25 protein-coding genes are annotated in these 25,101 nt (G+C 72.5%); 9 read left to right on the top strand and 16 right to left on the bottom strand.

Translation table 11 applies throughout. From position 1 onward, the window contains the following. Positions 1-24: 24 nt before the first annotated feature. Together ACF1G2_RS02545 and ACF1G2_RS02540 are read right to left on the bottom strand one after the other, a co-directional pair. Positions 25-444, bottom strand: coding sequence for a VOC family protein (locus ACF1G2_RS02545; protein ID WP_391796456.1), 420 nt, complete (start codon positions 442-444; stop codon positions 25-27). Between the two features lie 137 nt (positions 445-581). Next, on the bottom strand, positions 582-1,421 hold the full coding sequence (locus ACF1G2_RS02540) for a class II glutamine amidotransferase (RefSeq protein ID WP_391797019.1): 840 nt from the start codon (positions 1,419-1,421) through the stop codon (positions 582-584). A gap of 163 nt (positions 1,422-1,584) precedes the next feature. Here ACF1G2_RS02540 and ACF1G2_RS02535 point away from each other — a divergent pair, with 163 nt between their 5' ends. Both ACF1G2_RS02535 and ACF1G2_RS02530 read left to right on the top strand, forming a co-directional pair. After that, a complete protein-coding gene (locus tag ACF1G2_RS02535; protein ID WP_391796455.1) occupies positions 1,585-2,049 on the top strand; it encodes a DUF3618 domain-containing protein in 465 nt (154 codons plus the stop codon). Then, positions 2,046-2,312: a DUF4235 domain-containing protein gene (locus ACF1G2_RS02530; RefSeq protein WP_391796454.1), complete on the top strand. Its 267-nt coding sequence runs from the start codon at positions 2,046-2,048 to the stop codon at positions 2,310-2,312. Before ACF1G2_RS02535 ends, ACF1G2_RS02530 begins: the two co-directional genes overlap by 4 nt. Before the next feature lie 126 nt (positions 2,313-2,438). Here the strand turns inward: ACF1G2_RS02530 and ACF1G2_RS02525 are convergent, their stop codons facing one another. From ACF1G2_RS02525 to ACF1G2_RS02515, 3 genes are all read right to left on the bottom strand, one after another. Then, positions 2,439-3,713, bottom strand: a complete 1,275-nt coding sequence (locus ACF1G2_RS02525; RefSeq protein ID WP_391796453.1) for a ricin-type beta-trefoil lectin domain protein — start codon at positions 3,711-3,713, stop codon at positions 2,439-2,441. A gap of 208 nt (positions 3,714-3,921) precedes the next feature. After that, the gene (locus tag ACF1G2_RS02520; protein ID WP_391796452.1) at positions 3,922-4,572 is read right to left on the bottom strand and encodes a DUF4360 domain-containing protein; all 651 of its coding nucleotides are present in this window, start codon (positions 4,570-4,572) and stop codon (positions 3,922-3,924) included. A gap of 263 nt (positions 4,573-4,835) precedes the next feature. Next, complete coding sequence (locus ACF1G2_RS02515) at positions 4,836-6,551, bottom strand: ABC transporter ATP-binding protein (protein ID WP_391797018.1); 1,716 nt, start codon at positions 6,549-6,551, stop codon at positions 4,836-4,838. 365 nt (positions 6,552-6,916) lie between these two features. Between ACF1G2_RS02515 and ACF1G2_RS02510 the strand changes: the two genes are divergently transcribed. After that, positions 6,917-7,282 carry a hypothetical protein gene (locus ACF1G2_RS02510; RefSeq protein WP_391796451.1) on the top strand — a complete coding sequence of 122 codons (366 nt, stop codon included), beginning with the start codon at positions 6,917-6,919 and terminating at the stop codon, positions 7,280-7,282. Positions 7,283-7,364: 82 nt separating this feature from the next. Then, positions 7,365-7,817, top strand: a complete 453-nt coding sequence (locus tag ACF1G2_RS02505) for a YbhB/YbcL family Raf kinase inhibitor-like protein (protein WP_391796450.1) — start codon at positions 7,365-7,367, stop codon at positions 7,815-7,817. Positions 7,818-7,964: 147 nt separating this feature from the next. Here ACF1G2_RS02505 and ACF1G2_RS02500 read toward each other — a convergent pair whose 3' ends face one another. The 3 genes from ACF1G2_RS02500 to ACF1G2_RS02490 form a co-directional block, all read right to left on the bottom strand. Continuing rightward, a complete protein-coding gene (locus tag ACF1G2_RS02500; RefSeq protein ID WP_391796449.1) occupies positions 7,965-8,771 on the bottom strand; it encodes a crotonase/enoyl-CoA hydratase family protein in 807 nt (268 codons plus the stop codon). A gap of 100 nt (positions 8,772-8,871) precedes the next feature. Then, the gene (gene thpR, locus ACF1G2_RS02495; RefSeq protein ID WP_391796448.1) at positions 8,872-9,462 is read right to left on the bottom strand and encodes an RNA 2',3'-cyclic phosphodiesterase; all 591 of its coding nucleotides are present in this window, start codon (positions 9,460-9,462) and stop codon (positions 8,872-8,874) included. A 53-nt stretch (positions 9,463-9,515) separates the two neighbouring features. Next, positions 9,516-11,126, bottom strand: coding sequence for an FAD-binding oxidoreductase (locus ACF1G2_RS02490; protein ID WP_391796447.1), 1,611 nt, complete (start codon positions 11,124-11,126; stop codon positions 9,516-9,518). A 67-nt stretch (positions 11,127-11,193) separates the two neighbouring features. Between ACF1G2_RS02490 and ACF1G2_RS02485 the strand changes: the two genes are divergently transcribed. After that, positions 11,194-11,823: a TetR/AcrR family transcriptional regulator gene (locus tag ACF1G2_RS02485; protein ID WP_391796446.1), complete on the top strand. Its 630-nt coding sequence runs from the start codon at positions 11,194-11,196 to the stop codon at positions 11,821-11,823. A 5-nt stretch (positions 11,824-11,828) separates the two neighbouring features. On the opposite strand, the gene ACF1G2_RS02480 is transcribed toward ACF1G2_RS02485, so the two are convergent. The 8 genes from ACF1G2_RS02480 to ACF1G2_RS02445 all read right to left on the bottom strand — a co-directional run bounded on the left by ACF1G2_RS02480 (position 11,829) and on the right by ACF1G2_RS02445 (position 20,108). Further along, positions 11,829-12,440: a TetR/AcrR family transcriptional regulator gene (locus ACF1G2_RS02480; RefSeq protein ID WP_391796445.1), complete on the bottom strand. Its 612-nt coding sequence runs from the start codon at positions 12,438-12,440 to the stop codon at positions 11,829-11,831. Further along, on the bottom strand, positions 12,437-13,396 hold the full coding sequence (locus ACF1G2_RS02475; protein WP_391796444.1) for a 3-hydroxybutyryl-CoA dehydrogenase: 960 nt from the start codon (positions 13,394-13,396) through the stop codon (positions 12,437-12,439). The genes ACF1G2_RS02480 and ACF1G2_RS02475 overlap by 4 nt, the downstream gene beginning before the upstream one ends. A gap of 136 nt (positions 13,397-13,532) precedes the next feature. Further along, on the bottom strand, positions 13,533-14,705 hold the full coding sequence (locus ACF1G2_RS02470) for an acyl-CoA dehydrogenase family protein (RefSeq protein WP_391796443.1): 1,173 nt from the start codon (positions 14,703-14,705) through the stop codon (positions 13,533-13,535). 44 nt (positions 14,706-14,749) lie between these two features. After that, positions 14,750-15,922 carry an acyl-CoA dehydrogenase family protein gene (locus tag ACF1G2_RS02465; RefSeq protein ID WP_391796442.1) on the bottom strand — a complete coding sequence of 391 codons (1,173 nt, stop codon included), beginning with the start codon at positions 15,920-15,922 and terminating at the stop codon, positions 14,750-14,752. A gap of 47 nt (positions 15,923-15,969) precedes the next feature. After that, positions 15,970-18,108, bottom strand: a complete 2,139-nt coding sequence (locus tag ACF1G2_RS02460; RefSeq protein ID WP_391796441.1) for an acetate--CoA ligase family protein — start codon at positions 18,106-18,108, stop codon at positions 15,970-15,972. 1 nt (position 18,109) lies between these two features. After that, a complete protein-coding gene (locus ACF1G2_RS02455) occupies positions 18,110-18,307 on the bottom strand; it encodes a ferredoxin (RefSeq protein ID WP_391796440.1) in 198 nt (65 codons plus the stop codon). After that, positions 18,304-19,659, bottom strand: a complete 1,356-nt coding sequence (locus ACF1G2_RS02450; protein WP_391796439.1) for an NADH-ubiquinone oxidoreductase-F iron-sulfur binding region domain-containing protein — start codon at positions 19,657-19,659, stop codon at positions 18,304-18,306. Before ACF1G2_RS02450 ends, ACF1G2_RS02455 begins: the two co-directional genes overlap by 4 nt. After that, complete coding sequence (locus tag ACF1G2_RS02445; protein WP_391796438.1) at positions 19,656-20,108, bottom strand: hypothetical protein; 453 nt, start codon at positions 20,106-20,108, stop codon at positions 19,656-19,658. Before ACF1G2_RS02445 ends, ACF1G2_RS02450 begins: the two co-directional genes overlap by 4 nt. Positions 20,109-20,728: 620 nt before the next feature. On the opposite strand from ACF1G2_RS02445, the gene ACF1G2_RS02440 reads away from it, so the two are divergent. The 4 genes from ACF1G2_RS02440 to ACF1G2_RS02425 all read left to right on the top strand — a co-directional run bounded on the left by ACF1G2_RS02440 (position 20,729) and on the right by ACF1G2_RS02425 (position 25,097). Continuing rightward, the gene (locus ACF1G2_RS02440; protein ID WP_391796437.1) at positions 20,729-21,838 is read left to right on the top strand and encodes an aromatic ring-hydroxylating dioxygenase subunit alpha; all 1,110 of its coding nucleotides are present in this window, start codon (positions 20,729-20,731) and stop codon (positions 21,836-21,838) included. Positions 21,839-22,247: 409 nt separating this feature from the next. Next, positions 22,248-23,378, top strand: a complete 1,131-nt coding sequence (locus ACF1G2_RS02435) for a spermidine/putrescine ABC transporter substrate-binding protein (RefSeq protein WP_391796436.1) — start codon at positions 22,248-22,250, stop codon at positions 23,376-23,378. Positions 23,379-23,442: 64 nt separating this feature from the next. Beyond that, on the top strand, positions 23,443-24,264 hold the full coding sequence (locus ACF1G2_RS02430) for an ABC transporter permease (RefSeq protein ID WP_391796435.1): 822 nt from the start codon (positions 23,443-23,445) through the stop codon (positions 24,262-24,264). Continuing rightward, positions 24,261-25,097: an ABC transporter permease gene (locus tag ACF1G2_RS02425; protein ID WP_391796434.1), complete on the top strand. Its 837-nt coding sequence runs from the start codon at positions 24,261-24,263 to the stop codon at positions 25,095-25,097. The genes ACF1G2_RS02430 and ACF1G2_RS02425 overlap by 4 nt, the downstream gene beginning before the upstream one ends. Positions 25,098-25,101: the final 4 nt, after the last annotated feature.

The following is a 25,101-nucleotide window of genomic DNA, read 5'->3' as shown; positions in this document are numbered from 1 at the left end:
AACCACCGGACCGACAAGGGGAGTTCACACCGTCTTACGAGAGCCGTCGGCGGATCGAGCGGCCAGGACGAAGGAGTGCCCGGCCGGATCGGTGTAGCGGCGCAGGTCGGTGCGCCGGTCGGACCGGGTACCGTCGCGCACCGCCGCGACGGGGCGCGCCCCGAGTGAGACCGCCTCGCGCTCCGCCGCGTCGAGCGCGTCATGGGCCACGAAGAACTGCAGGTGGGCCTGGAGCGAGTCCTCGGGGCGGGGCCAGCTCGGCGGCGCCTGTCCGAGGTCACGGCGGATCCCGAGGACCACTCCGGCGTCACCGGAGACGAGCAGCAGATCGGGATCGCCGTCGGCCGGCTCCACGGTGGCGGCCAGCAGGGCCGCGTAGAACTGTGCGAGGGGTTCGGGGTCGGTGCTGTCGAGAACGAGGACACTGGTCTTGGGTACGGTCATGCGACCCGTCTGCCCCGCGCCGCCGCCGACAAGCGCACCGGCTGCCGACCACCGGCTGCCGGCTCCCGACCACCGGCTGCCGACCACCGGCCGCGGCCCGCGCTCGGCTCGGGACCGGCGGCCGTTTACGGCAACGCCTACGGCAACTCCGGAACGAACGGAAGGTAGTCGGTGTCCGGACCGGAAGGGATCACCGCGTAACTGGACTCCGGCAGTTCGTTCCACACGCCCGGCAGGTCGCCCAGGGGCTCGGAGACGACGATGCGGGTGTCGTCGGAGATCTCGCTGAGATAGTGGATCTCGGGGTGAAGGCCCCGGACCGCCTCGGCCCTGCTGCTGTAGAAGAGCGAGCGCGACTTTCCCTGACTGGAGTGCCGGAACGCCCAGACGCGCTCACCGTCGCTCACCGCCACCGTCATCTGCATCGGTTCAGGCACGCCGTGTTCTCTGCCGAGGTGCTCCACCGTGCCCACCATCCGGGCCACCGCGCCCGGGACGTCCTGGTCCAGGCCGAAGGTGACGGCCAGGTAGAACATCACTTCGGAGTCCGTCGATCCCTCGATGGAGGGGAAGAGCGCCGGGTCGACCGCCATGCAGAGATCGCGCTGCAGGCGGGGGAAGTCCGCGATGGCCCCGTTGTGCATCCACATCCAGCGACCGTGCCGGAAGGGGTGGCAGTTGGTCTGCTGGACCGCCGAGCCGGTCGAGGCCCGGACATGGGCGAAGAACAGGGGGGAGCGGACATGCGCCGAGAGTTCGCGCAGGTTGCGGTTGTTCCAGGCCGGCCCGACATCGCGGAACACGGCCGGCGTCCCGTCCCCGTCCGTGCTGTACCAGCCGAGGCCGCAGCCGTCACCGTTGGTCGTCTCGACGCCCATCCTGGCGTGCAGACTCTGATTGATCAAGGAGTGTTCGGGACGGTAGAGCACGGTGTCGAGCAGCATCGGCGTACCTGAGTAGGCGAGCCAGCGACACATACGCCCCATCCCCTTCGGGAGCCTGTTTCGAGCGTACGTGGTGAGCGCCGGAAGTGCCCGTCCGTGACGGTTCCCGGCCGTGTGGACCGGGCCGGGCCGGGTACACGCGCAGACACGGGGGTCGGAAGACCGTGCAGGAAAGATCGACAAGGAGGGCGAAGCGATGACCCCGTCCCGGCACGAACCGCAGAAGACCGGCGCCGAAGCGACCGAGAAGCGGCGCGAGAAGGTGCAGCAGACCCGCGAGCAGCTCGGATCGACGGTCGACGCGCTCGCCGCGAAGGCCGACATCAGGGCCACGGCGCACGACACGGCCGCCGCCGTGAAGGGCCGGGCGGGCCATGTCGCGACCCAGGTGCGGGACAAGGCCGCTCACGCCGCTCAGGCCGTGCGGGAGAAGACTCCCGAGCCCGTACGGGAGAAGGCCGGCAGCACGGCGGCCCAGGTCCGCGACAAGACTCTGCACACCGCGCACCTGGTGCAGGAGAAGGCCCCCGAACCCCTGAAGCAGCGCGCCGACCAGGCCACCCACAAGGCGCGGGAGAACCGCATCGCGCTTCTCGCCGCCGCCGGGCTCGGGCTGCTGGCCGCGGCGGTGATGCGCCGACGCAGGAAGGCACATCGATGAAGGCCTCGAAGGTCGCCTACAAGCCGGTCGGCCTGGCCCTGGGCGCCGCGACCGGCATGATCTCCGGAGTGCTGTTCAGGCAGGTATGGAAGAAGCTCGGCCACGAGGACGACGCACCTGACGCCACGGACGAGGAGCGCGCCTGGCGCGAGGTCCTCATCGCCGCCGCGCTGCAGGGCGCCATCTTCGCCACCGTGAGAGCCGCCGTCGACCGCTCCGGCGCCACGGCCATCCGCCGGGTGACAGGAACCTGGCCCGGCTGACCTGCCGGCCCCGCGGTCGATGCGGTCGCCGGCATCGCTGCTCCCCGCAGCTCCGGTCTGATCACCCCGGCGGGCGCCGCCGACACGGCAGTCGGGCCGAAGAGCCGCCGTGTCCCCTGACGTTGCTCAGCCCACCGTCCACTTCTGGTTCGCCGTTCCGGCGCACGTCCACAGCTGGAGACGGGTGTTGTTGGCGGAGCTGTTGCCGGTGGCGTCGAGGCACTTGTTCGCCTGGGGGTTGACGATGTCCCGGGCCGCGCCGGCGACCCAGCGTTGGGCCGGGGTGCCGTTGCACTCCCAGAGCTGGACGAGTGTGCCGTCGGCCGTGCCGCCGGAGGCCGCGTCGAGGCACTTGCCCAGGGCGCGGATCGTGCCGTCCGTACCGACCGTCCACTGCTGTGCGGCGGTGCCGTTGCAGTCGTAGAGCTGCACCGGCGTGCCGTCGGCCGTGTTCGCGCCGGCGACGTCCACGCACTTGCCGCCGAGTCCCGTGATCCGGCCGCCGGTGGTCGGGCCGTCGCCCGTGGTGACGCGGACGTGGTCCACGACGAGCTGCTGCGGGAAGACGGTCGAGCCGTCGGGGTCGCCGGGCCAGTAGCCGCCGACGGCGAGGTTCAGGATGAGGAAGAAGGGCTTGTTGAAGACCCAGGACCGGCCGCCCAGATCGGCCGGAGTCCGGGTCTGGTACACGGTCCCGTCCACCGACCAGGTGATCCGGTCGGGGGCCCAGTCGACGGCGAAGGTGTGGAACGCGTCGGCGAACGCCTGTCCGCCGGGCAGCGTGTAGCCGGCGCCGATGCCGCCCGAGCCGGAGTAGCCCGGGCCGTGGAGGGTGCCGTGGACGGTGGAGGGCTCGAAGCCCACGTTCTCCATGACGTCGATCTCGCCCGAGTTCGGCCATCCGACCTGGCCGAGGTCGTTGCCGAGCATCCAGAACGCCGGCCACATGCCCTGGCCGCGGGGCACCTTCATCCGGGCCTCCACCCGGCCGTACTGGGCCGTGAAGCGCCCGGCGGTGTTGAGGCGGGCCGAGGTGTACTCGCACCGGCCGTACCAGCACGTGTAGTTCCCGGGGTTCTCGCGGCGCGCGGTGATGACGAGATGCCCCTGGCCGTCGAGCGCTGCGTTGGCCGTTCCGGCCGTGTAGTACTGCCGCTCGTGGTTGTTGACGTTGTCGCCGGTTTCGAGCTGCCAGCGGCCGGCGTTGACGGCGGAGCCCGCGGGGCCGTCGAAATCCTCCGCGAAGGTGACGGCGGCCGCCTCGGCGGCGGGCACCGCGCGTATGCCGTCGTCGGCGGTGGATCCGGGGGCGGTGCCGGCGATGCCGAGCAGCAGAGCGGCGCCCGCCAGGACGGACAGGGCCACCCGCAGGGGGCGGCGCGGTGGGCGGGAGGAGTGCATGGCTCTCTCTTCCGTCGGATGTGGGGGATGGGGGGATGGGGGCGGGAATGGAGAGGACGGCAGCAGGAGGGCATGCGCATGACATGCCTTAGTCACCTCCATGATTTAAGAAGTAAGTTAAGTGGCCGTCAAGAGGCTTGAGTTGGTCGCCGGGAGACGCGGCTGACCCCGGCCGGGACGGGGGGCCCGGCCGGGGGTTCCGCCCGTGTCAGTTCGCCGGACACTCCTTCCAGGCGAGGTGGTAGACGGTGCTGATGTCACCGTCGGTGGAGTCCATCGTCATGTAGCTGGTCTTGGCCGGGTTCGACGTGCCGGCGTTCACCCGGAGTTCGGTGTTGATGTTGAAGTTCCGCTGCACACCGCAGGGCGCCCACACGAGCTGCGCCCAGTCGGTGTTGTCGGTGGCCTGCCAGTTGTCCTCGTACGGGCCCCGGAAGGTGTGGGTCCGCGACGCGGTGTTCGGAGAGCCCTGGAAGTAGTACGACGCCTTCTCGGTGCTGCTCGCGCCGGGCTGGAGTGACGCGTAGCCGCGGTAGTCTGCGCTCGCGATCGCGTAGGTGAAGCCCTGGGGGACGTGCACCAGGAGGTTGAGCTGGCAGTTCCTGCGGGCCGCCGTGGGGGCGGAGCCGCCGCCGACCTGTGCCAGGTACTCGCTGTACGTGACGGTGAAGGCGGTGTTGTCCTCGGAGACGGCGATGGCCGCGGTGCCCAGGGGGCAGCCGGAGCCGTTCACCGTCGCGATGTCGATGACGATCCTGTCCGGGGGCGGATCGACGATCGACGACGGGCTCGCCTGCGTCGGCAGGGCCGAGGCGAACAGAGCGGCGACCGCTCCGCTCACGAGCAGGGGGACTCTCATGATTTCTCCCATCCGGTGGTTCGCTGCGCCACGGGGGTGGTCCAACCGGCAACGGTTGAACTATCATGTACATGTCAGACATGTGGGCTGGGGCTCCCCGCCGGTGTGGGCGGGGGTGGTCGAATGCTAGGCGCCCGGGTACGGCGGGGCAGGGGGGTGCCCGGCCAACAATCCCCCCGCGAACGGCCCTCCTTTTGGCGCGGAACAGCGGTTGGCGGCCCCTGGGTCCCACAGGAACCGGGGACCCCAGGGGTAACGCCGCCTCAGCTCTCGGCGGTGGCCAGGAACTGGGTCGCGGCGAGCTCCGCGTACAGCGGGTCGACGGCGACGAGTTCGCGGTGCGTGCCCACGGCCCGCACTCGCCCCGCGTCCATGACGACGATGCGGTCCGCCATGGTGACCGTCGACAGCCGGTGGGCGACGACCATCACGGTCGTGGTGCGCGCGACGTCCGTCACGGTGTCGCGCAGCGCGGCCTCGTTCACGGCGTCGAGCTGGCTCGTGGCCTCGTCGAGCAGGAGGAGCCGGGGGCGGCGCAGCAGCGCGCGGGCGATCGCGACGCGCTGGCGTTCGCCACCGGAGAGCTTGGTGCCACGGTGGCCCACGAGGGTGTCCAGGCCCTTGGGGAGCCGTTCGACGAGACCGTCGAGCCGTGTGGTCCCGAGCACGCGCAGTACGTCGTCCTCGTCGGCGTCGGGGTTGCCGAGCAGCAGGTTGTCGCGCAGGGTGCCGGAGAGGACCGGCGCGTCCTGCTCGACGTATCCGATCGCGGCGCGGAGCCGGGGGATCTCCCAGGTGTCCAGGTCGCGGCCGTCGAGGGTGATCCGTCCGGCCTCCGGGTCGTAGAACCGCTCGATGAGCGAGAAGACGGTGGTCTTGCCCGCGCCGGACGGACCGACGAAGGCGGTCATGCCGCGCTGCGGCACGGAGAAGGTCACCCCGTGGTGGACGTGCGGCAGATCGTCGGCGTAGCGGAACCGGACGTCCTCGAAGGTCAGCGCGGCGGGCTCCGCGCCGGGCGCGGGCAGTGGCGCCGGCGCCGCCGGCGGCTCGGCCGGGAGCTGCAGGGCCTCGCGGATCCGGGCCAGGGCACCGGCCCCGGCCTGGTACTGCGTCACGGCGCCGACGACCTGCTGGATGGGCGACATCAGATAGAAGACGTACAGCAGGAAGGCGACGAGGGTGCCGACGTCGATCGCGCCGGTGGCCACCCGGGCGCCGCCGACCGCGAGCACGGTGATGAACGCGATCTGCATGGAGAGGCCGGCGGTGTTCCCGGCCAGCGCGGACCACTTCGCGGCCCGGAGGCTCTGCCGCCAGGACTCCTCGGCCGCCGCGTGCACGGCCTGCTCCTCACGGTGCTCGGCGCCGGACGCCTTGACGGTACGGAGCGCGCCGAGGATGCGCTCGAGCGACGCCCCCATCGCCCCGACGGCGTCCTGCGCCTGCCTGCTGGCCTTGTGGATACGGGGCACGAAGACACCGATCACCGTGCCCGCGCCCAGCACGACGCCGAGCGTGACCGCGAGCAGCACCGGATCGACCACGCCCATCATCACCAGCGTCGCGACGAGCGTCAGCCCGCCGGTGCCGAGACCCACCAGGGAGTCGGTGGTGACCTCGCGCAGCAGGGTCGTGTCGGAGGTGACCCGCGCCATCAGGTCGCCGGGCTCGCTGCGGTCCACGGCCGCGATGCGCAGGCGCAGCAGATACGACGACAGGGTGCGCCGCGCGCCGAGGACGACCGACTCCGCGGTGCGCTGCAGGACGTACCCGCCGAGCGCACCGATGGCCGCGTTGGCGACGACCAGGGCCGTCATCAGCAGCAGCGCGCCGGCGATCGGACGGTCGTCGGAGAGCGCGTCGATCAGGAACTTGGCCACCAGCGGCAGCGCGAGCCCGGTGGCTCCGGTGACCAGGGACAGCACCGCCCCGAGCAGCAGCGTCCAGCGGTGCGGCCGCACGTACCCCAGGAGCATGCGCCAGGCGGGCGTGGCCGGCCCGGCCGGCTCACCACTCGCGTACGCGTCCCGCGGTGCGGGATCGGTGGGCGGGGCGGACTCTGTGGTGGTGGCCACTCGTGCTCCTCGTCGTCGTGCCGTGCCGGGTGGGCGGCCGGGGTCCGCCCCGGACGGGAGGAGGCATCAATGTACGTCCGGGCCGGGAGGGTACGGGCCGTGGGGTGGGCCTCCAGGAAGCCAGACGCGGTACGGGGCGCGGCGGTTGAGGACGCCGGGCGTGTCCGCTCCCCGTGACGTCGGGCACACCGGACGGCGTCCGTGGTTCGGCCGTGGCCACCGGGGCAGGAAGCACGAGGGGCGGCTGATGTCAGGGGGGATGCCGCATGATGTTCGGTTACTCGGACGACTGGATGGCCCTGCTGTTCGTCCCGGTGGTGTTCTGGGTGCCGCTCGGGCCCTTCCTCATGGCGGGTTTCGGTGTGTGGTGCGCCCGGCGGCCGGGCTGGGTGCCGCGACTCTGGTCGGTGCTGGTGCCGGCCGTACCGGTGGGGATCTCGGGCTCCGTCCTGGTATCAGGCCTGATCCGCCTGAAGGAGGAGACCTGGCAGGAGGACCTCACCGGCTATCTCGCGGTCTACGTCTTCGGCATCACCGTGCTGCCCTGGCTGCTCGGCTACGCCATCACGCGCACCTCGCGCGCGCTGCGCGCCCGCCGGAACCGGGTCGCCCCGCCGGCTCAGCAGGGCTGAGCGCGCGCAGGGTGCTCCGCCGAACGGGGGTTTCCGGGCCCGGACCGGTGCCGGGGCCGCCATGGCGGGTAGGGCGGCGCCCATGAGCGGAATGGAACTCAGCAGCAGCGCGTTCGACGACAACACCACGATCCCCCGCCGGTACAGCGGGGAGGGAGAGAACGTCTCGCCACCCCTGACCTGGTCCGGAGTGCCCGAGGAGGCCACGGAGCTGGTGCTTGTCTGCGAGGACCCGGACGCGCCGGGGGAGACGTTCCTGCACTGGCTGGTGACCGGCATCGATCCGGAGACCACCGGGGTGCCGGAAGACACGAAGCCGCGGGGCGGGCTGCCCTGGCCCAACGGCTTCGGCCGTATGGGCTGGGGCGGGCCGATGCCTCCGCCCGGCCACGGTCCGCACCGCTACCACTTCCGCCTCTACGCCCTGTCCGAGCCGCTGCCACTCCACGGGCACCCGGGCGTCGAGGAGGTGCACGGCGCGCTGAAGGGCCGCGAGCTGGCCTCCGGCACGCTCCTCGGGACGTACGAGCGCTGAACGCGGCCGGTGATGCCGTGAAGCTGTCAGGCCGTGATGCCTTCAGGGCGTGATGCCGTCAGTCCGTCAGTCCGTCAGTCCGTCAGTCCGTCAGGCCTCAGGCCTCAGGCCTCAGGCCTCAGGCCCCAGGCCTCAGGCCTCAGGCCGTCAGTCCGTGAAAGACCCGTGGCGGCCCGCCCCGTGCGCGAAGCGTGCGGCGCCGGAGAGGGTTTCGCCGGCCGACAGCGGCACCATGCCGTGACGCAGCTCGGCCGCCAGCGCATCCGGTTCGGGGAGGCCGTGCTGCTCCCGTACCGAGAGCCGGTCGTGACGCAGGCACAGCTGCGGGAACGCGGCGATCTCGCGGGCGAGTTCCTCGGCGGCCCGCCGGGACCGCCCCGAGGGTACGAGACGGTTGGCGAGTCCGATCTCGTACGCCTCGGTGGCCGGGACCGGCCGGCCGGTCAGGATCAGGTCCATGGCGCGGCTCTCGCCGATCAGCCGTGGCAGCCGGACCGTACCGCCGTCGATCAGCGGGACGCCCCATCGGCGGCAGAACACCCCGAGGACCGCGTCCTCCTCGACCACGCGCAGATCGCACCAGAGAGCCAGTTCGAGCCCGCCGGCCACGGCATGACCGGCGACGGCCGCGATCACCGGCTTGCTCAGGCGCAGGCGGGTCGGGCCCATCGGGCCGTCGCCGTCCGGCTCCACCCGGTTTCCGTCCTCCGTGCCGATGGCCTTGAGGTCGGCGCCCGCGCAGAACGTCCCGCCCTCACCCCACAGCACCGCGACCGAAGCCTCGTCGTCGGCCTCGAACGCCCGGAATGCGTCGGCCAGTTGCCGAGCTGTCGGCCCGTCCACCGCGTTGCGGGCGGCGGGCCGCGACAGCACCACGGTGGTCACCGGCCCGTTCCTTTCCACACGTACGGCTGGGGCCAGCGGGTCGTCCGATGCAGCTGGGGTGTCGGTCATGGGGGCATTCTCACGCGCCCACGGCCCCACGGCCAGAGCGCCGATCACGACGACACGAGGAAGCCGTGCGCCTCACGGCGTTCTTCGCCGAACCGATGTCTCAATGGCCCTCGACGCCGCCGAAGCTCCACGCCTCGATGTCGCGGTAGTGGATCGGTCCGGGGCCGCGGCCGAAGTTGCTGCCGACCAGGTGCAGTCGCCCGGCCGGCCAGGCGCGGCCGGTGAACGCGGCGAGTCCGGCAGCGGTCTCCACCACGGGAGCGGTCTCGTTGCGGCGGGCCCGGGCGAGCGTGAGGTGCGGGCGGAGCGGCCGGTCCTCGAAGGCGACACCGCACGAGCGGACCACGGCCCGCACCTCGGACGCGAGCAGGTGCAGACCGTCGAGGTCCCCGTCGATCCCGCTCCAGAGCACCCGCTCGTCGAAGTGCCCGCCGCCGCGCAGCGCCAGTTCCAGGGGGCGGCGGGCCGCCGCGAGTCCGGCCAGCGGCGGACGGAGGAGCGGCACGTTCTCCGCGGGGAGTTCCCCGAGGAACGCCAGCGTGATGTGCCAGTCCTCGATCCGGTTCCACCGCAGGTCCGGGTACGCCTCGTAAGCGGGCCGCAGCGCGCGCGCCAGCTCGTCCTTGGCATCGTCCGGAGGGGCGAGCGCGACGAACACCCGAATGGTCGAGGAGTGGTTCTGATCGTTCACAGAGCACTTCGTACCTCACCCCGAGCGGTTCGGTCACCTTTCGTCCGCGGCGCTCAGTCGACGAGCACTCCGGGGTTGAGGATGCCCCGGGGGTCGAGCGCGTCCTTCGCGGCACGCAGAGCGAGGGCGAACGGCTCGGGGCGCTGGCGGTCGTAGCCCGGGCGGTGGTCGCGGCCGACGGCGTGGTGGTGGGTGATCGTGGCCCGATGGCGGTGCAGTACCTCGCTCGCCACGGCCTTGAGGTCGTCCCAGAAGGCCACCTCGTCGCCGGGGCGGCCGGCGGCCAGGACGGTGAAGTACGGGGCCGCGCCGTCCGGATAGACGTGAGTGAGGCGGCAGTTGACGGTCGCCGGGTGGCCGGTGGCCTTCAGCGCTGCATCGCCGACCTCCGTGCGCACCGCTTCGATCAGTGCGGGGATCCGGTCCCACGTCGCAGCCGTCTCGAAGGTCTCGGCCACGGCCCCCATCCTGACCAGGCCGTCGCGGAGATACGGCATCCGCAGGAAGGCCGAGCGCCAGGCGCTCACGGCGGCGTCGGCGGGCGCGCCGTCCGCCGAGAGGGTGTCCGCCGCACGTCGGCCGCCGTGGGAGCGGGCCAGGTCGACGGCCTGTTCCAGGCGCGACGTGACCGGTCCGTCCGAGGACTCGAACCCGAGGACGAGTACGGCCGAGCCGTCGTGCGCGGCCCCGGACAGCGCGGCCTCTCCGGAGTCGAGGAGCCGGCAGTTGGCCGGGGAGAGGTCCGACTGGGCAAGAGCGCGTACGGCTTCGAGTGCGGCGTGGAAGTCGGTGAACGAGAGGGAAGCGGACGCCTTGTGGGCGGGGCGCTCCTGCAGCCGCACCCATGCCTCCGTGATGACGCCGAGCGCTCCCTCGGAGCCGAGGAAGAGCCGGTCGGGGGAGGGGCCGGCGCCCGACGCGGGCAGCCGCCACGAGGCGCTGGTGCCGGCCGGGGTGACCACGCGCAGCGACTGGACGAAGTCGTCGATGTGCGTCCGGCCGGTGGCGTAGTGGCCGCCGGCCCGGGTGGCGAGCCAGCCGCCCAGGGTGGAGAACTCGAAGCTCTGCGGGAAGTGCCGCAACGTCAGCCCGTGCGGCCGCAGCTGGTCCTCCAGGCTCGGACCGAGGGTGCCGGCCTGGATGCGTGCGGACCGGCCCCGGACATCGACCTCCAGGACGCGGTCCATGGCGGTCAGATCGAGGGACAGCACGGCGCGGTGGGCGTCGCCGCGGTACTCCACGCCGCCCGAGACCGAGGACCCGCCGCCGTACGGGACGACCGCGACCTGCCGCTCGCCGGCCCAGTCCAGCAGGTCGGCCACCTCCCGGTCGTCCGTCGGGCGTGCCACGAGGTCGGGTATGCGGCCGGGGCGCCCGCGCAGGGCGCGTACGACATCGCGGTACGCCTTGCCCATGGCGTGCGCCGCGCGCTGCCGGGGGTCGGTGTCGACCAGGTGGGCGAGGCTCGCGGGCGGCGCGACGGCGGAGTCCGCGATGCGCAGGTCGGAGACGCGCGGAACGGGGAGCGGGCGGGTGAGGGTGCCGGGGAGCAGGGCGCCCATCGCGGCGCACTCCGCGTCGTCGGGATGCGCGTCCTCCCACCCCCAGCCCCACCAGGAGCGGGTACGAGGAGAGGGAACGGGCTGCGTCGTCGTGCCGGACATGGGTGCGCTCCCGAGGTCGCCGAATGAATTTACCTATCGGTAAATTACTTACTGATAATATCGACGCATGGCAACCCCCCGCTCGAAGGCAGGCACCAAGGGAGTTCCGCGGCACCACCGTCAGCAGCAGATGCTGGAGGCCGCCACGGAGGAGTTCGGCACGCGCGGCTACGCGGCCGCCTCGCTCGCCGCGATCGCGGAGCGCGTCGGCGTCACGAAGACGCTGCTGCACCAGTACTTCGGTACGAAGGAGGACCTGTACCTCGCCTGTCTCGTGCCGGTCGGGGACCGGCTCCTGGACACCATCCGCACCGCGATGGGCGAGCACGGGACCACCGGGCAGACGCCCCTGCGCGTGCTGGACAGCATCTTCACCGCGCTGGAAGGGCGGCGGGAGGCGTGGTTCGTCCTCTACGACACCTCACTGCCGGCCGGTGGCGAGGCCGCGCGCCGGGCCGCCGAGTACTGGACGGCCATCGACCGGCTCGCGGCCGGCGGCACCGCCGACCTGCTCCGCGCGGCCGGATCCACCGACCCGTTGGACGCGGACGCCCTCCGGTACGTCTGGCGCGACCTGGTCGCCACCCTCGTCCGCTGGTGGGTCAAGCACCCCGAGGAGTCCCCCGAGGCCATGACCCGGCGCTGCGCCCGTCTCTTCGCGGCCGCCGCCGCCCTCACGCCCGACCCGGCCGGCTGAACCCCTCAGACCTCGGGGAACGCGGGGTCGATGCCGAGCGTCGGGGCGATCGTTCCCCAGATCGTCGAGCGGGCCGTCGCGAGGTCCACGCGGGGGTCGTCCAGCATCAGGCGGATGCCGAGGCCGTCGCAGAGGGCCAGCACCTGCGTGCTCAGCGCGTCGACGTCGCAGTCGGCGAACTCCCCGGACGCGACGCCGCGTTGCACCGCCCCGCCGACCCAGACATGCAGCTGGTCGTACAGGTCGACGGCCAGATGGCGCGCCGCCGTGTCGCGCAGGGCCCGCACCCACAGCTCCTGCCAGAGCTTCCAGTCCTGGCGCAGCTCCGCGTCCGTCGGCAGCATGCTCCGCAGGATGCGGGCCAGGGCGACGGACGCCGGGACCGCTTCGGCGCCGTCTTCGGCCTCCGTACCGGTCTGGGCGAAAGAGTGCGTCATCGCGTCGGCGAAGAGCTTCTCCCGCGTGTCGAAGTGATAGTGCAGCAGTGCCTTCGAGACTCCGGCGTGGTCGGCGACCTTGCGCATGCTGACGTTCTCGAAGCCGATGTCGGCGATGACTTCGCACGCGGCCGTGAGGATGCGCTCTCGCGTCTCCAGTGCGCGTTCGGCCTTGGTCACGTCGGCTGCTCCCCGTGTCGGTGCCCGTGGACCGGGCGGGCGGGCCCGGTCGCCCGGTCCGCCACTCCGCCATTCTCGCGCATCGCGCTTGCCCGGCCGCCGTAGGTGTGAAAGCCCCGGCCCGTCTTGCGGCCCAGCAGACCCGCGTCGACCATGCGGGCGAGGAGCGGCGGCGGGGCGTAGAGGGGCTCCCGGTACTCCGCGTACATCGACCGCGCGATGGCCTGCACCGTGTCCAGGCCGATGAGGTCGGCAAGGGCGAGCGGGCCCAGGGGATGCGCGCAGCCGAGGGTCATGCCCCGGTCGATGTCCTCGGCCGACGCCGTCCCGCACTCGGCCATGCGTACGGCGGCCAGCAGGTACGGCACGAGGAGGGCGTTCACGACGAACCCCGCCCGGTCCTGGGCGCGGACGACCTCCTTGCCCAGGACCTCGACGGCGAACGCCCGCGCCCGCCGGACCGTCTCCTCACCGGTCAGCAGGGACGGGACCAGCTCGACCAGGGGAAGCACCGGCACCGGGTTGAAGAAGTGGAGGCCGACGACCTGCGCCGGCCGCGAGGTGGCGGCCGCCAGGCGGATGACCGGGATGGAGGAGGTGTTCGTCGCCAGGACGGCGTCCCGCCGCTCCACCGTCCGGTCGAGCACGGCGAAGACCTCCAGCTTCGCCCGCTCGTCCTCGGCCACCGCCTCGACGACGAGGTCCCGGTCCGCGATCCGCTCCATCTCCGTGGTCACCGTGATCCGGCCGAAGGCGGCGTCCCGTTCGGCGGCCGTCAGTCTTCCCGATGCCGCGGCGCGCTCCAGGGAACGGGCGATCCGCTCCCGGCCGGCGGCCGCGGCCGTACGGCCCGATTCGACCACCACGACGTCCCGCCCGGCGCGGGCGCAGACCTCCGCGATACCGGAACCCATCAGTCCGCAGCCCACGACCCCGACCCGCTCGACGTCCGTCATCGGTGCGTCCTCCCTCCACTGAACCTGTGATGCCTCGGCTGTTGCGTGCGCGTACGCGTACGAGGTACGGGTGGTCCGGACGGCGGCGCGGTGCATCGAGCCGCCGGGCGCCGGCCGGACCACCCGGGGAAAGCGCCTATCCGGCGGACGGCATGTGCAGAACGCCCGTACCCCGCTTGACCAGTTCGCCCGCGATGATCAGCCGCTGGATCTCGGAGGTTCCCTCCCAGATCCGGTCCACGCGCAGTTCGCGGTAGAGCCGCTCGACCGGGTACGAGCGGTCGTAGCCCCGCCCTCCGAAGATCTGCAGGCACCGGTCGATCACCCGGCCGGACGCCTCGCTCGCCGCCAGCTTGGCGATGGCCGCCTTGGCGTGGAGCGTCTTGCGGTCGGCCACGCCCTCGTCGACCTCCCAGGCGACCTGGTGGGTGTAGGCGCGGTTGACGGCGATGTCCACGGCGGAGTCGGCGAGCATGCCCTGGATCAGCTGGAAGTCGGCGATACGGGAGCCGAACTGGCGGCGCTCCACCGCCCAGTCACGGGCCAGTTCCAGGCCCCGTTCCGCCGCTCCGACGGTCCGCGCGGCGATCATCAGCCGCTCCTCCGTGAACCAGGAGCGGGTGATGTCGTAGCCCTGGCCCACCTCGCCGAGCACCGCGTCGTCGGGTACGAAGACCTCGGTGAAGGTGAACTCGGGGTGCTCGTAGACGAAGGTGTGCATCCAGCGCGGCACCCGCGTCATCTCGATGCCCGCCGTGTCCTTGTCGACGAGGAACAGGGTCGGAGCGCGCTCCTCTCCGGCGGCCGCGAGCACGATCATGAAGTCGGCGTGGTCGCCGACGGTGACGAACCACTTCTCGCCGTTCAGCACCCAGCCCCCGTCGACCCGGGTCGCGGTGGTGCGCAGGCTCTGCGGGTCGGAGCCGGCCTCCGGCTCGGTCACCGCGTAGCAGTCCCGGCGCTGCCCCCTGATCACGGGGACGAGGTACCGCTCGCGCTGCTCCGGGGTGCAGTAGGAGAGTGCGTTGGCCGGGCGCCACACCATGTCCCACAGCGCGCCGGTGAGCCGTCCGAGCTCCGCCTGGACCGTCACCTGCTCCAGGATCGTGAGCCCGGCGCCGCCCCATTCCTGCGGCATGTTGACCGCCTGGAGTCCGCTGTCGAGGACGGCATCGCGGATCTCGGCGTGGGCCTGAGGGGGCAGCCCGTTGTTCTCCTCGCAGTCGAGTTCGTACTTCATGATGACGTCGGTGAGGGCGCGCGCCGCGTCCCGGAGCTCTTCCTGGCGGGCGGTGAGGCGGAAGTCCATGGGTGTGTCTGTCCTCTGGGTCGTGGTGGGCGGGCGAGCGGTCGTCAGGAGTGGGGAAGGGCGAGGGCCCGGGTGCCGCGCTTGATCAGCTCGTTGGCGATGATCAGGCGCTGGATCTCGGAGGTGCCCTCCCAGATCCGGTCGACGCGCAGTTCGCGGTACATGCGCTCGACCGGGTACGTACGGTCGTAGCCGCGGCCGCCGAAGATCTGGACGCACCGGTCGATGACCCGCCCCGCGGCCTCGCTCGCCGCGAGCTTCGCCGTCGACGCCTTGGCGTGCAGCATCTTGGGGTCGGCGTCCGGCCGGTCGGCCTCCCAGGCGACCTGGTGGGTGTAGGCGCGGTTGACGGCGATGTCCACGGCGCAGTCGGCGAGCATGCCCTGGACGAGCTGGAAGTCGGCGATGGGGGAGCCGAACTGGCGCCGTTCGACGGCCCAGTCCCGGGCGAGCTCCAGGGCACGCTCGGCGGCGCCGACGGTACGGGCGGCGATCATCAGCCGCTCGTCCGTGAACCACTCCTTGGTCAGCTCGTAGCCGCTGCCGACACCGCCGAGCACGTCCTCGTCGGCGACGAAGACGTCGGTGAACGTGAACTCGGGATGCCCGTTGACCGCGGAGTGCATGAAGCGGGGGACACGGGTCATCGCCACACCCGGCGCGTGCTTGTCCACGAAGAACAGCGTCGCCGCCCGCTCGGGTCCCGCGTCGGCCTGCACGAGCAGGAAGTCCGCGATGTCACCGCAGGTCACGAACCACTTCTCACCGTTGAGGAGCCAGCCGCCCTCGGTCCGGGTCGCCGTGCTCGTGCCGGAGGCCGGGTCGGAGCCCGCACCGGGCTCCGTCACCGCGAACGCGTCGAACCGCTCGCCCCGGATGGCCGGCAGCAGGTACTTCTCCCGCTGCTCCTCGGTGCCGTACGCGAGGACGTTCGCCGGCCGCCAGGGGATGTCCCAGAGGCAGTTGGTGACCTTGCCGAACTCCTCCTCGACGATGACCTGGTCCAGCAGGGAGAGGCCCGCGCCGCCCCACTCGGCCGGCATGTTGATGGCGTAGACCCCGGCGTCGATCGCGGCGCGGGTCAGCTCGCGGACCGTGTCGGCGGGCAGCGGGCCGCCCGCCTCCTCGGCCTGGTCCTCGTACCTCATCAGGAGCCGCGTGTAGGCGGCGGCGCGGCCTTTGAGATCGGCCTGTTCGGGTGTGTAGCGGAAGTCCATGTGTCCTCCAGGGCACAGATGGCGGGTGGTGGGTCCGGCAGCCGGCGTCAGCGCCGATCGGCGGGCTGGGCGAGATCGGCGGCCGCTGCGGGATCGGCGGGCGGGGCGAGGACCGCCCGGGCGTCCAGGGCGAGGGCGCCGTCCGGACGTACGAGCAGCGGGTTGACCTCCAGTTCGGCGATCTCCGGGTGCGCGGCTGCGACGGCGGTGATGCGCTCGACGACGGCCGCGGCCGCGGCCACGTCGACGGCCGGCCGTCCGCGCACGCCGTCCAGCAGCGCGGCGCTGCGCAGGCCGCGCAGCAGGGCTTCGGCCCGCGACGCCGGTACGGGCGCGAGGGCGAAGGCCACGTCCCGGAGCGTCTCGGTGAGCACCCCGCCGAGCCCGACCAGGGCGACCGGCCCGAACCTCGGATCCCGGTTCACGCCCACGATCAGCTCGACACCGTCCGACAGGTCGGCCATCGCCTCGACCGAGTAGGCGGGCGCCCCGAGCCGGGACCGCATCTCGCGGTACGCGCGAAGGAGTGCGTCGCGGTCGGGCAGGCGCAGCGCCACACCGCCGGCGTCGGACTTGTGCAGGACGTGCAGAGCCTTGAGTACGTACGGGCCGTCGAACTCGGCGGCGGCGGCCAGCAGTCCGGCCTCGTCCGTGATCTCGCGCGCCGCCGGGAACGGCACGCCGGCGGTGGCGAGCAGCGCCCGCACCCCGTGATACCCCGGACTCCGCAGCGGTTCGGCGGCGGGCGGCAGCGGCGGGACGCCACCCGTGCCGGCCGCCGCCCGGCCGGTCATCGCCGCCAGCGCGCGGGCCGCGTCCTCGGTGGCACCGAACACCGGAATCCCGGCCTCGGCGAGCACCCGGCAGCTCGGCGACTGCGGGTACATCGACTGCACGACGAGCGGCTTCGGCACGACGGCGAGGTGGGCGGCGATCTCCTTGGCGGCGCGGGTCTCGCCGTCCGCGAGTGCGGAACCGCCGGCCGGACCGCCGCCCAGACCGCCGTCGGACGCGGCGTATCCGCCGAAGTACCCGGTCATCAGCACGGCGTCGACCTCGTCGGCGGCGAGGAGCTCCCCGACCGTGTCGGCGTACGACAGGGGGCGCTGCTCGCCCATCCCCGCCAGATCGACGGGGTTGCCGACCGAGGACTGCTCCCAGAGCACGGCCCGCAGCCTGTCCTGGGCCGGCCCGCCGAGTTCCGGCACGTCGAGCCCGGCGTCCTCGGCGGCGTCCGCCGCGATCGCGCCGTGACCGCCGCCGTCGGTGAAGACCGCGGTACGCCGGCCGGCCGGACGCGGTCGGGTGGTACGAGGCTCCGCGCCCAGCGCGGCCAGGACCACGGTCATCTCCCTCGGTGTGCGGACGAGTTCGACTCCGGCGTCGCGGCAGGCGGCGGCCACCACGTCGGACGAGGTGGTGAGGGCCCCGGTGTGCGACTGGGCGCTGCGCGCGGAGGCGGTGCCCCGGCCGGCGGTGAGCAGGACCACCGGCTTGCCCGCCGCGGCGGCGGCCGCCGCGAACGCCCGGCCGTCGCCGAAGTCCTCGGCGTAGACCGCGATGGCAGACGTGGCGTCGTGGCGGGCGCAGTCCTCGACGAGGTCGACGAGCGTGACGTCGGCCTGGTTGCCGAGGGAGACGAAGCGGGAGAACCCGAGGCCGTGCGGCTCGCCCCGGAGCTGGAGTTCGAGAGCGAGGTTGCCGCTCTGGCTGAGCAGGGCGACACCGCCGGGGGCGAAACGGTCGGAGGCCAGGTACAGCTCCGTGGTGTTGTCGGCGATGCCCAGGCAGTTGGGCCCGACGAGGACGGCTCCGGCGGCGCGTACACGGACGGCGACCGCCCGCTGCCGGGCGAGTCCCGCGGGGCCCGCCTCCGCGAAGCCCGCGGTGATGGCGACGATCGCCTTCGCCCCGCAGACGAGGGCCTCGTCGACGGCGGCCTCGAAGCCGGCGCCGGGCACGGAGATCACGACCAGGTCGACGGGCTCGCCGATCGCGGTGAGGGAGGTGGCCGCCGTTCTGCCGAGGACGGTGCCGCCGCGGCGGTTGACCAGGTGCACGGGCCTTCGGTCCGGAGCGCGCAGCGCCTGGGAGGCCACCGCGTGGCCGTACTTCGCCGGGTCGTCGCTCGCGCCGACGACGGCGACGGAGCCGGGGTCGAACAGGGCGGTCAGATCGCGTGCCATGTCATCCCTCCACGCGGAGGGCGGAGTTGGGGCAGCTCTCGACGCAGGCATGGGCGCGGGCGGCGGCCTCGGGGCCGGACGGGACGTCGAGGGCGATGACCCGCGCGTAACCCCATTCGTCGAGTTCGACCAGGTCGGGCGCGGGTTCCTGGCACAGTCCGTAGCCCTGGCAGCGGGTGGAGTCCAGAAGGAGTTTCACGGCGTTCCTTTCAGCGCGGGCAGCGGGAGGGCGGGGGAGGAGAGGGGAGAGACCGGGGAGGGGAGCGCAGAGCCGGAGGAGGGGAGAGGGGCCCGGGGGCGGTCGGGGTCGGCTTCCGCCGGCGGCACGGTCGCGGTCAGGCGGCGGCCGTCCGGGGGAGCGGCGGCGCACCGCGGGCAGGGCGTGGCGAGATGGGAGCGGACGAGCCGGGGGAAGGCGCGGAGCAGACTGCCCGCGATGCCGGCGGAGGCGTCGAGCAGCCCGCAGGCGCCGCGTCCGGGCAGGCCCTGCGACCAGCGGCGCAGGCTGTCGTCGGTGTCCCGACCCGCGGTTCCGGCGGCCAGTGCGCGCAGGGCGTCGCCGACGGCTCGGGTCCCGGAGACGCAGACCCCGCACTGCCGTGCGCTCTCGGCCGCGAGATGGGCGGCCGCGTCGGCGGCGGTGGCCACGGGGCATTCGCCGGGGGAGAGGAAGCGGATCGCTCCGCATCCCAGGGCGGTGCCCGCGGCGGTGAGCGCGTCCGGTTCCAGGGGGAGACCCAGGGCGTCCGCGCCGACGAGTCCGCCGAACAGCCCTCCCATCAGCGCTCCGGTCGCGTCGGGTACGCCGAGCTCGGCGGCCAGTACGCGCAGGGGGACTCCGTACGGGACCTCGGTGAGCACCGAGGCGACCTGGCCGCCGGAGAGCGTCACCAAGGTGCCGAGGGCGATGGAGCGCCGCAGGTCGGGCCGGGCTGCCGTGAGGGCGATCCGGGCGAGGGTCTCGACGTTGGAGACCAGGGTGGGCTCACCGCCGACCCCCTGCTCGAAAGGGCGGGGCGGCTTGGCCGTGGGCAGCGCGGGTCCGCCGTCGATCCTGCGGACCGCCGCAGTCTCCTCGCCGGCGACATAGGTGTGTCGGGTCTCGACGATCTCGACGGGCAGGGGCGGTGGGTGCTCGACGAGGGCCCGGCGTACGCTCCCGGCCGCCACCGGGTCGGAGAGGTACACGACGCCCCGTACGGCCCCGACGACCGCGGCGGAGCGGGCGAGTCCGTCGAGGACCAGATGGGGACGGGCCCGCAGCAGCCAGCGGTCCTTGACCGAGCCGGGTTCGCCCTCCTCGCCGTTGGCGACGACGACGGGGGCGCCGCCGCGGTCGCGTACGGAGCGCAGTTTGACGGCGGCCGGAAATCCGGCGCCACCGCGGCCGCGCAGCCCGGAGGCGGCGAGGTGGGCGAGGAGGCCGTCGGGGGCGGTGAGCCCGTCGTAGCCGCCGGTGGCGCGGTAGTCGTCGGCGCTCTCCGTCAGGCCCGGAGCCGTCCCGAGGACGGTGCCCGGCGGGTTCGCCGTCGGGAGTCGGATCGTGGTCATCGGCTGCTGCTTCCTGTCCGAGTGGGGGCCTGGGGGCCGGTGGGGGTGGAGGTGGGGATGTGGCCGCGAAGGGTCCGTAGGGCCCCTTCCAGCGCGGCGCGGTCGCCCGCCGTGCGGCCGTATCCAGGACCAGGAAGGCCGATGAGCATGCGGTGGTGGTCGAGGACGACCTCGCAGGCGAGCAGGGCCGCGGCGGGATCACCCGCCCGCGACCCGGTGGCCACGCCGGTCACCAGCTCGGTGACCTCGGCGAGGTAGCGGAGCCAGCTGTGCCGGCTTCCGCGTAGGACCAGCCGTTCGACGCGGCGCCGCTCCGCCGCCGCCACGTCCTCCGCCCGCCGCGTCGGCGCGCCGGGCACGGAGGCGCGCAGGGCTGCCACCGCGGTGGGGAGTTCTCGCTCCGGTTCGGGGGTGAGCCCGAGCCAGTCCAGACGCCGACGACCGCTCATGCGTGCCTCCGGAGGTTGGGTGCCGCCCTGCCGGTCCGGTGCCTCGCGGAGGGCCTTCGGTACGGGGAGGCCCGATGGCTCGATGTGCGTGGGCACCGACCTGGTGGGACGGCCGGATGTCGGGGGATCGAGGAGATCGGATGGATCAAGAGGGAGGGGTTCGAGACTGCGAGGGGTGCGGGGCCCGGGCCTGCCGGGCGGGCCACCCTCCTACTTCCACGCCTGTGAACAGGGCGAATGAGGAGCAGTGCCGGGGCGGCGACACGAGAACGCGTTTGCTGACCGATCGGTCAGGCAAGAATTACGCTAGCTGACCGATCGGTCAGTGAACAAGTCTTGACCCGACGGAAACGAGCCAGCAATCTGGCTGTCCAATCGGTCAGCCCGGTCCCGGCTTCCCGCCCCGACCGCCTGTCCGCAGCTCGGTCGTACCGACATCGCATGCCCATACCGATCGCCGCACCGGCGGCACGGAGGAGTCACCGATGTACTCCAGAGCACCGGAGAAACCCGAAGTCGCTCAAGCACCGACAGCCACCGAAGCATCAGCAGACGCGGGAGCGCCGGCGGCCGACGGAGCACCGGCAGCCGCCGGAGCGCCATCGGCCACCGAGACGCCGGTGGCCCCCGCGCTTCCGGCGCGCTACTACACCGACCCCGCCACCGCCGCCGCGGAGACGCGGCATGTGTTCGGCAAGTCCTGGCAGCTCGTCTGTCACGAATCCGACCTGCCGAACCCGGGGGCCCGCCTCGCCGCCACCGTCGCGGACCGGGAGGTTCTGGTGGTCCGCACCGAGGACGGCGGCCTCGCCGCCCACCTCAACGTCTGCCGTCACCGCGGCACGCGCCTGGTCACCGCCCCCGAACCGGCCGGCAAGGCGATCCGCTGCCCGTACCACGGCTGGACGTACCGCCTCGACGGAAGCCTGGTCGGCGCCCCGGAGGCACGGCAGATCCCCTGTCTCGACAAGCCGAGGCTCGGCCTGTTCCCCGCCCGCGTCGAGTCCTTCCTCGGCTTCGTCTTCGTCAACCTCGACCTCGACGCCGTACCGCTGGCGGAGAGCTGCGCCGGCCTCGAAGCGGCGGTCGGCCACTACGCGGGAGCCGACCTGGTGCCGGTGGGCCGCGCCCGCATCCACGACCTGGCCGGTGCGGAGGTGCAGAACGCCAACTGGAAGGTGGCGGTCGACAACTACCTGGAGGGGTACCACGTTCCGGTGGCTCACCCCGGCCTCATGCGGCTGCTCGACTACCAGGGCTACACCCACGAGATCGAGGAGTCCTACGCCCTCTTCGCCTCGCCGCTGCGCGACAAGCCGTCCTCGAACTGGGCCGAGCGCCTCTACCAGCGCATCGCCGCGCCCATGCCCGGCCTCGCCGAGGCCGACCGCCGGATCTGGCGGTACGCGGTCATCTACCCGAACACCCTCATCGACTTCTACCCCGACCACGTGCTGGCCTGGACCGCGATCCCCACGGCGGTGGACCGCGTGGCCGTGCCCGGAGCCTTCTACACCCGCCGTGGCACCGGACTGCGCACCCGCCTCGCCCGGCGCCTGAACATCCACATCGGCTGGATCACCAACGACGAGGACGCCGAGCTGGTGGCCCGTGTCCAGAAGGGGCTCACCACGCCCGGGTTCGAACCCGGACCGCTGTCGCGCCGCGAGTCGGCGGTCGGCTGGTTCGCCGACCGCGTCCGGGCCGACCTCGACGGCGCCGCGCCCTAGACGGGCCGCCCGCCGGCCTCCGTACGAGGAGGCCCGACGGCCGCGACGCGTACACACGCCGACCGGGCCGCACGCTCTCGCCGAGCAGACGCCCGCGTGCCGACCGCGCACTCCCGACCGGCCCGCGCACCGCACGGCCGCACGGCCCGCCCGCACCAGGCCACCTCCCTCAACGGGCCCCGTGCCCGCACCAGGCCACCTCCCTCAAGGGGCCCCACGCCCTCGCCAGGCCGCACGCAACGCCGGGCCCCACGCCCGGCCGAGGGCCAAGCCCCACGCCCTTCCCGCACGCTCTCACCGGCCGCACCCTCCCCACACCGCCGGCGACCGTGCCTCCACCCACCCACGACCGAGCCCCGACGCCCCGCTCGTTCCCGCCGTCCCCCTGCGGCCCTACGGAGAGGACCCCATGTCCCCCGAGGCACTCCCCCCGACCCGTCGCTCGTTCCTCCGCGCCGGTACCGCCGCCGCTGTCGCCCTCACCGCTGCCGGCTGCGGCTTCAGCTCCGCCGACGACCCGGCCGGCAAGGCGCGCGCCGAGACCCCCGTCGACGCCAAGGTCGACGGCGATCTCGTCTACTTCAACTGGGCCGACTTCGTCGACCCCGCCGTGTTCGAAGGCTTCCAGAACGAATACGGAGTCAAGGTCGTCCAGTCCAACTACGACTCCATGGAAGGCATGGCGGCCAAGCTCAACGCCGGAAACCGCTACGACATCATCTTCCCCACCGCGAAGTGGGCCGAGCGCCTCGTCGCCGGCGGCCGGCTGCGCAGGATCGACCACTCCCGGCTCCGCAACGCCGACGCCGTGTTCGGCGGCTACGACTACTTCGCCGACCCCTGGTACGACCCCCGCTCGGCGCACACGGTCCCCTTCACCATGTACAAGACCGGCATCGGCTGGCGCCGGGACCGGCTCGGCGACCTCACCGGTTCCTGGAACGACCTGTGGAACGACAAGGCCAAGGGAAAGGTCTTCGTCCTCGACGACCGCGACGAGGTGCTCGGTCTGGGCGCGCTCAAGCTCGGCCTGGACCTCACGACCGGAGACCGCGAGGACCTCGCCCGCGTCACCGACACCCTGCGCACGCTCCGCCCCCGCCTGCGCGGCTTCTCCAGCGACAGCTACAACAACCTGCTCAACGGCAACGCCGACATGACCCAGGCATGGAGCGGCGACATGGCCGCCATGCTCGCCCAGGCCGAGGACCCGGACGTCTTCGGCTTCGAAGTCGCCCGCGAGGGCGCCCCGGTCAACTCCGACTGCTACGCCATACCCTCCGACGCCCGGCATCCAGGGACCGCGATGCTCTTCATCGACTACATGCTCCGCCCGGAGAACGTGAAGAAGAACATCGAGTACATCGGCTACCCGATGCCGGTCCGCGGCACCGAGGACACGTACGCCGCGCTCGTCGAACCGTTCCCCCAGTGCTCGGTGACCGCCGACGACCTCAAGGCCGACCTCTTCTTCCGTAACGGCGACACCCAGGCAGAACGGGCCCGCGACGCCGCCTGGACCGATGTGAAGGCCGGCTGACATGGCATCGGGCAAGCGATCCGGGGCGGCGGCCGGGAGGCAGCCCCGACTGTGGACCTGGCTCATGCTCCCCGGAACCGTCTGGATGACGGGCTTCCTCGTCGCCTCCCTCCTCCTGGTGGCCACCCTCTCGCTCGGCTCCACCGACCCGCTCGGCAACCCGCGCTTCGGGTTCGACCTCGGGAACATCACCGCACTGGCCGACCCGGCCTACAGCACGGTCCTGGTGCGCTCCCTCGGTTACGCGCTGATCACCTGTGTGATCTGCCTGGCCGTGGCCTACCCGGTCGCCTATGCCATCGCGCTGCGCGGCGGTCGCTTCAAGAACCTGCTGATCGCCGCGATCGTCGTCCCGTTCTTCGCCAACTACCTGGTGCGGATGTACGGCTGGTCCGTCGTTCTCTCCGACGACGGGCCACTCCTGAAGGGCCTGCGTGCCCTCGGTCTCGCCGACGACGGCACCAAGATCCTCCAGACCGGTACGGGCGTCGTCGCCGGGCTCGTCTACGGCTTCGTCGTCTTCATGATCATCCCGCTCTACGCGGCGATGGAGCGCATGGACACCTCGCTCATCGAGGCGGGCCGCGACCTCTACGGCGGCCCTCTGCGCACCTTCTTCTTCGTCACCGTCCCCGCCACCCGGCAGGGAGCCGCCGCCGGCTGCGTCCTCGTCTTCCTGCCCGCCATGGGGGACTTCGTCAGCGCCCAGCTCATGGGAGGTCCCGACCAGATCATGATCGGCAACCTGATCCAGGACAAGTTCTTCCAGGGCCAGAACTGGCCGCTCGGATCCGCCCTGACCATGCTCCTCATGGCGGTCCTGTTCCTCGGGATGCTCGGCTACCTGCGCCGCACCCGCAAGGACGAGACGGAGGCCGTCCGATGAGCGCCCGGCAGCGCCGCCGGCGCGGCGCCGAACGGCGGCCCCGGTTCGCCGTCGCGGTCACCGCCGTCTTCTTCGCGCTCCTCTACCTCCCCGTCGGCGTCGTCGTCCTGTTCTCCTTCAACTCGCAGAAGTCCCTCACGGTCTTCGAGGACGTCAGCCTCCGCTGGTACGAGGCGTTCGTCCACGACGACGTGCTGCTCTCGTCGCTCGGCATGAGCCTGCGGGTCTCGCTGGTCGCCATGGCCGGATCGCTCGTCCTCGGCGTCGCCCTGGCCCTGGGCCTCGTGCGCGGCCGCAGCCGCCTCGGCTCCTTCGCCGGCCTGGTGATGCTCGTCCCGCTGATCACACCGGAGATCGTGACCGGTGTCGCGGCGATGCTCCTCTTCAAGGGCCTGGGCATCACCCTGTCCACGACGACCGTGATGCTCGCCGAGATCACCTTCTCCATCTCGTACGTGACGGTCATCCTCCGCTCCCGGATCGCCGCGCTCAATCCGGAGGTGGAGGAGGCCGCGATGGACCTCGGCGCCACCCGGCGGCAGGCCTTGCGCCTGGTCACCCTGCCCGCGCTGCTCCCGAGCATCCTTGCGTCGGCGGTGCTGATCTTCGCCCTCGTCTTCGACGACTTCGTCCTCGCCTACTTCACCACCGGCGTCGACCCGCAGCCGCTGTCCGTACGCATCTACTCGGCGATCCGGTTCGGCGTGCAGCCGACCATCAACGCCGTCGGCACGCTGATGCTGGCCGGGTCCATCGGCCTCATCGTCCTCGCACTCGCCATCCCGCGCCTGTTCGGGCGGCGCGGCGGCCTCGATCTGCTCTCCGGGAAGTGACACC

It is taken from the genome of Streptomyces sp. NPDC013457 (assembly GCF_043089925.1).
GTDB lineage: Bacteria > Actinomycetota > Actinomycetes > Streptomycetales > Streptomycetaceae > Streptomyces.
This window is presented reverse-complemented; position numbering and strand designations above follow the sequence as displayed.

Coding starts and splice junctions, on each gene's coding strand:
- ACF1G2_RS02545 (WP_391796456.1), bottom strand. CDS start 444: ATGACCGTACCCAAGACCAGTGTCCTCGTTCTCGACAGCACCGACCCC.
- ACF1G2_RS02540 (WP_391797019.1), bottom strand. CDS start 1,421: ATGTGTCGCTGGCTCGCCTACTCAGGTACGCCGATGCTGCTCGACACC.
- ACF1G2_RS02535 (WP_391796455.1), top strand. CDS start 1,585: ATGACCCCGTCCCGGCACGAACCGCAGAAGACCGGCGCCGAAGCGACC.
- ACF1G2_RS02530 (WP_391796454.1), top strand. CDS start 2,046: ATGAAGGCCTCGAAGGTCGCCTACAAGCCGGTCGGCCTGGCCCTGGGC.
- ACF1G2_RS02525 (WP_391796453.1), bottom strand. CDS start 3,713: ATGCACTCCTCCCGCCCACCGCGCCGCCCCCTGCGGGTGGCCCTGTCC.
- ACF1G2_RS02520 (WP_391796452.1), bottom strand. CDS start 4,572: ATGAGAGTCCCCCTGCTCGTGAGCGGAGCGGTCGCCGCTCTGTTCGCC.
- ACF1G2_RS02515 (WP_391797018.1), bottom strand. CDS start 6,551: ATGCTCCTGGGGTACGTGCGGCCGCACCGCTGGACGCTGCTGCTCGGG.
- ACF1G2_RS02510 (WP_391796451.1), top strand. CDS start 6,917: ATGATGTTCGGTTACTCGGACGACTGGATGGCCCTGCTGTTCGTCCCG.
- ACF1G2_RS02505 (WP_391796450.1), top strand. CDS start 7,365: ATGAGCGGAATGGAACTCAGCAGCAGCGCGTTCGACGACAACACCACG.
- ACF1G2_RS02500 (WP_391796449.1), bottom strand. CDS start 8,771: ATGACCGACACCCCAGCTGCATCGGACGACCCGCTGGCCCCAGCCGTA.
- ACF1G2_RS02490 (WP_391796447.1), bottom strand. CDS start 11,126: ATGTCCGGCACGACGACGCAGCCCGTTCCCTCTCCTCGTACCCGCTCC.
- ACF1G2_RS02485 (WP_391796446.1), top strand. CDS start 11,194: ATGGCAACCCCCCGCTCGAAGGCAGGCACCAAGGGAGTTCCGCGGCAC.
- ACF1G2_RS02475 (WP_391796444.1), bottom strand. CDS start 13,396: ATGACGGACGTCGAGCGGGTCGGGGTCGTGGGCTGCGGACTGATGGGT.
- ACF1G2_RS02470 (WP_391796443.1), bottom strand. CDS start 14,705: ATGGACTTCCGCCTCACCGCCCGCCAGGAAGAGCTCCGGGACGCGGCG.
- ACF1G2_RS02465 (WP_391796442.1), bottom strand. CDS start 15,922: ATGGACTTCCGCTACACACCCGAACAGGCCGATCTCAAAGGCCGCGCC.
- ACF1G2_RS02460 (WP_391796441.1), bottom strand. CDS start 18,108: ATGGCACGCGATCTGACCGCCCTGTTCGACCCCGGCTCCGTCGCCGTC.
- ACF1G2_RS02450 (WP_391796439.1), bottom strand. CDS start 19,659: ATGACCACGATCCGACTCCCGACGGCGAACCCGCCGGGCACCGTCCTC.
- ACF1G2_RS02445 (WP_391796438.1), bottom strand. CDS start 20,108: ATGAGCGGTCGTCGGCGTCTGGACTGGCTCGGGCTCACCCCCGAACCG.
- ACF1G2_RS02435 (WP_391796436.1), top strand. CDS start 22,248: ATGTCCCCCGAGGCACTCCCCCCGACCCGTCGCTCGTTCCTCCGCGCC.
- ACF1G2_RS02430 (WP_391796435.1), top strand. CDS start 23,443: ATGCTCCCCGGAACCGTCTGGATGACGGGCTTCCTCGTCGCCTCCCTC.
- ACF1G2_RS02425 (WP_391796434.1), top strand. CDS start 24,261: ATGAGCGCCCGGCAGCGCCGCCGGCGCGGCGCCGAACGGCGGCCCCGG.